4 protein-coding genes are annotated in these 4,497 nt (G+C 59.8%); 3 read left to right on the top strand and 1 reads right to left on the bottom strand.

Annotated elements, in window-relative coordinates:
* The first annotated feature begins 131 nt into the window (after window positions 1–131).
* Entirely contained in the window at window positions 132–1,271 is a 1,140-nt protein-coding gene (locus IB244_RS31340) for a hypothetical protein (protein WP_192306933.1), read from the top strand.
* Window positions 1,272–3,341, top strand: a complete 2,070-nt coding sequence (locus tag IB244_RS31335) for a hypothetical protein (protein ID WP_192306931.1) — start codon at window positions 1,272–1,274, stop codon at window positions 3,339–3,341.
* Here the strand turns inward: IB244_RS31335 and IB244_RS31330 are convergent.
* Window positions 3,335–3,475, bottom strand: a complete 141-nt coding sequence (locus IB244_RS31330; RefSeq protein WP_192306929.1) for a hypothetical protein — start codon at window positions 3,473–3,475, stop codon at window positions 3,335–3,337. The genes IB244_RS31335 and IB244_RS31330 overlap by 7 nt on opposite strands.
* A 75-nt stretch (window positions 3,476–3,550) precedes the next feature.
* Here IB244_RS31330 and IB244_RS31325 point away from each other — a divergent pair.
* The coding region (locus tag IB244_RS31325; protein ID WP_192306927.1) for a glycoside hydrolase family 73 protein at window positions 3,551–4,497 on the top strand (947 nt) is incomplete at its 3' end.

The raw sequence follows: 4,497 nt of genomic DNA, 5'->3' as shown, positions 1-4,497 counted from the left end.
TCGCGTCTGGCGCCGGTCAGCTTGGCGGTACCAGTACACAGAGCCAGCCAGGTCAAAATCCGCTTCTTACCGCTTTGGGGTACGGCACAACTGGCGCCGGCCTCCTCGGCTCTTTCTTCTGAGGGTAGACAATGGCGATTTTCCCCACTCTCGGCAATCAAGTGCTTCCTTCCTGGTTCGCTAACAACGACCAGCCGTTCAATAACTCCAACACGCTCCTCAGCGTTGGTCTCGGTCTCCTCAGCGGCAAGACTGCACAGGATCAGGTTGGGCAGGCTGCATCCAATCTCTATAATGCGAGGCAGGACGGGCGAACCTATAACCGCACCCTGCAGTTCCTGAAGCAGAACAACCCCGATCTTGCGCAGGCCGTTGAGGCTGGCGCCCTTGGGCCTGCTGACGCGTACAAGGAATACTATCGGCAGAAACTGGAGGCACAGCAGCCCCGCAATAGCCTCATGGCCGTTGGCAAGAACCTGTATGATTTCCAGAACGGACAGTGGATATCCCCCCCTGCTTCGATAGCTGCGAGCGACGAGGAATGGGGACTGACGCCGGTATGGGGACAAGATGGCAGCGGCAAGACCGTGCTCGGGCAGGTCTCTAAGACTGGCAAATTCAAGCCTCTCGATACCGGCAACTTCACCCCCACGCCAGTTATCCAGAACATCGACACTGGCACGGCAATCATCGGGCGCAACAGTCGAACCGGAGCAGAAGTCACGAATACGCCGAAGGATGTCGCAGGCGCCGCCAACCAGAAGGCCGTTGGTGAGGGGCAAGGAGCAGCAACGGTGTCTCTTCCGGGCGCAACGCAGCTTGCGACCCAGATCGACCAGCAGATCAATGATCTCAAAACAGATCCGTATCTGCCTAGCATGGTTGGGTCAGTCCCATATACGGGCGGGATGATACAGAGAGACGATCTCCCCGACCGGTCGCCTGAATCGCAGCGCGTCCGATCGAAGATCAACCAGCTTAAAGGCGGATCGTTCCTTCAGGCCAGGCAGATGCTCAAGGGCGGCGGTGCAATCACAGATTTCGAAGGCCAAAAAGCCGACAATGCATTCAACCGCATGAACACGGCGCAGAAACTCGAGGACTTCAACGCAGCGCTAGACGACTTCAATGATGCGGTTAAGGCCGGTGTTGCGAAGCTCCAACAGCAGTCGCAGGGGAACTTCACTGGTGGCCAACCTTCTGCTGCGCCCGCTGCGGCCTCTCGCACTGGCCGTACATCTTCCGGCATTCAGTTCTCCGTGGAGCCATAAATGGCAACATTGAACATCCAGGGTAAGCGCGTGAAGGTGGACGACTCGTTTCTCCAGCTTTCGCCCGAAGAACAGGCAAAGGCTGTCGAAGAAATTGCCGGACAGATCGGCGTTTCTGCTGAACAGTCAGAGCAGCAGAAGCCGACGCCGAGCGGCCGTCACCTGACCTATGAGGAAGGCTTGGCCGCAATGGATGCCGAAGGCGCCAACGGCGCGGTTGGCACTGGCATGATGGGCGCGCTTGAAGGCGTTCCTGTCATCGGTCCATACGCCAAAAGCGGGCTGCAGAAGCTTTCTGCCGGCATATCATCGCTGATCGACGGCGAGAACTACGACACGAACCTGAAACAGGCTCAGGCACTCACCGACGAGGCGCAACGGGCTCATCCTGGCATCAACACGACTGGGCAGGTGGCTGGTGCAGTCGGCAGCATGATCCCGCTCGGTGCTACCGGTCTCGGCGCTCGCGCTCTTGGTATCACCGGCCCTTCACTCGGCGGTAGGCTGGTCGCATCTGGACTATCGAGTGGTGCTATTTCTGCGGCCGATACTGCAGCTCGCGGCGGTGATCTTCATGACGCCGGATGGAGCGGCTTGATCGGTGGCGGCATCGGGACCGCTATCCCAGTCGTCGGGGCTGGCATCGAGGCAGGCATCCGAGGGGTTGCGGGACGCGCGGCTCCGATGATTTCCGCTATCACCAATCCGGAAAGGGAATCTCTCCGTAGGGTTGGCGTTGCCGTGTCGCGAGATGCGGCCGCAAATCCTGCTGGAGTACTGACGGCGGCAGATGAAGCAACGGCTCGCGCGGCTAATATTCCTCTGGTCAATGCTGATAGGGGCGGAGAAGTTACGCGCGCTCTTGCTCGATCGGCGGCAAACCAGTCTCCAGAGGCTCGTGCAGGCATCGAGAAGGTAGCCAGTGACCGCTTTGGTGGGCAGGGGCAGCGTGCCGTTGATTTCCTCAAGAAGGTCACGAACGGGAACGTTGACGACCTGGCGTTACAGGAGCAGTTGAAGCGGACGGCTCAAGCAGTGAACCGGCCAGCCTATAAGGCTGCCTTCAGTGATCCTGCGGCGCAGCAGGTGTTTACGCCGCGCATCCAGCAACTGATGCAGTCCCCCTCTTTCCGACAGGCAATCGACTCTGTCCCAGCTAGGAGTGCTGACCGTGGCGCCGTTCAGGGGTTCAAGGAGATCGGGAACCCGTTTGTGAAGAATAGCCAAGGGGCCTATGCGCTCAGGCGCTCGGCCAACGGGACTACCGTCTCTCCTAATCTGGAATTCTGGAACCAGGTCAAGATCAACCTGGATGAGCAGATCAGCGTTGCGAAGCGAGCCGGCAACAACACGCTGACCTCCGATCTGACGGGCCTGAAAAATGCCCTAGTCTCCGATCTCGATAACGTTGTTCCGGCATATCAGACGGCTCGCGCCGGGGCTTCGGCATTCTTTGGGGCAGAAGACGCATTGGAAGCTGGTAGGAAGTTCGCCACAACGCCACGCGGCATTCCTGAAGCCAAGAAGGCATTTTCCAAGTTCACTGCTCCGGAACGAGAAGCATTTGCAACTGGATACGCGTCCGAGCTTATCGACCGCATCAAGTCGGTTGGGGACCGAACGAACGTCATCAACTCCGTGTTCAAGAACCAATCTTCTCGCGAATCCATCGAACTCGCTCTTGGTCCGCAGCGGGCGCGGGAGATTGAGGCATATGTGAGGGTTGAAGACCTCGCAGACCGCCTTCGTGGCGCCATGGGTAACTCCACGACAGCACGCCAGCTTGTCGAGCTTGGAATCGGTGCTGGTGGCGGTTATGCGCTCACGGGTGGCGACTGGAAAGGCGCCCTCTCTGGTGCTCTGGCACTTAAGGGCGCTCGCTATCTCGGAGAACGGGCCGACGCGAAGGTTATGGAGAACGTCGCCAAGCTCCTCACCAGCAACAATCCCGCAAACCTCCGCCTAGCTGTTCAGCAGGCGTCGAAGAGCCCAGCGTATATGCGTGCACTCGATAGCTTGAGCAACAAGCTTGGCGCTCCGGTGCGCGGTCTAGCAATTGGGGCTCAGTGAAACCAGCCACGGCTCCAGGCGGCTAGCTCCGGAACCCAATGGGCCTTCATCCACCATCCGATAGGGATAAGCACTGCTGCGGCGATGAAGTAGCTGATTACAGCGATCGCGTCGGGCTTAGGCGTCTCGTTCAAGTTGAAATCCTCGTTTGGGTGTGCCGCCCACGCGCAAAATAGCTGAATTTTTCCCAACATCCAAGTGAGGTTCACATGGCATCTCGCCAGCGTGAGTTCTATAGCCGCGCCTATGGTCAAGCCAGGGCGGCGGGGCTCCCCGATGCACAGGCTCGCCTTGCTGCATCCCAAGCCGCTCTTGAGACGAACTTCGGCCAGAACTCCGTTGGCAACAACTATTTCGGCATCAAGGCCGGCAGCTCGTGGAATGGCCCATCTGTCACGGCCAACACGTGGGAAGACTACGGCAATGGGCCGGTGAGGGAACAGGCGGCATTCCGGTCATACGAAGACCCCGCCGATAGCTTCAGGGACTGGCAATCAACCCTCGGGCGCAAGTGGGGCGGCGCTCTCACGGCTCCCACGCTCGATGATGCCGTAGAGGGCCTGAACTACGGTCGCCCCGGTGGCTATGCGACAGACCGCAACTACGGATCCAAGATCCGCTCCATCGATCGCCGCTATGGCATGGAAGTCGGGTTTGACGCCACTCCTCCGAGAGATATCCCGACGCCGACGCCTGCACCTGACCTCAGAGGCATTCTTAGCGCCCCCGAGCCCGTAAGCCCTGCCGAATATGCTGCTTACAGCTCCCCCCTCACTTCCGTCCAACGCGCTCCATTGAAGGACGTAGACATGCGTGTCCAGCAGCCCACCATGCAGACCCTCCCAGAACTGAGCTACAACAGGTTTGCGACGACACCCTTCGACGAGGCCCGCTTTGCAGCAGCCCCCGGCGCAGCAGGCAAGAACGCCCTCCGCCGTGGTCTCCTCGACCAGCAGCTTGACGCAGGCATTCTCCCGTCGCTCGACAATCCTGCCTATGCCGCGATGGCTCAGCCCGACGTACCATTAGCGAGCGCCTATGCAGAGCCCGCCTCGATCAAGACGGCTGCCGTCCAGCCCCCCGCCTTCGACGCACAGCCTGGACTCTCCGGTGGGCTTCTCTCACCTCAAGAGCAGCGAGCGGTTGCAGCACAGCG

This window comes from Rhizobium sp. RHZ02, assembly GCF_014851575.1.
Classification (GTDB): Bacteria; Pseudomonadota; Alphaproteobacteria; order Rhizobiales; family Rhizobiaceae; genus Rhizobium; species Rhizobium altiplani.
This window is presented reverse-complemented; position numbering and strand designations above follow the sequence as displayed.

What these genes read in the sequence shown, in the direction of transcription:
- IB244_RS31335 (WP_192306931.1), top strand. Translation starts at nt 1,272, where the DNA reads ATGGCAACATTGAACATCCAGGGTAAGCGCGTGAAGGTGGACGACTCG.
- IB244_RS31340 (WP_192306933.1), top strand. Translation starts at nt 132, where the DNA reads ATGGCGATTTTCCCCACTCTCGGCAATCAAGTGCTTCCTTCCTGGTTC.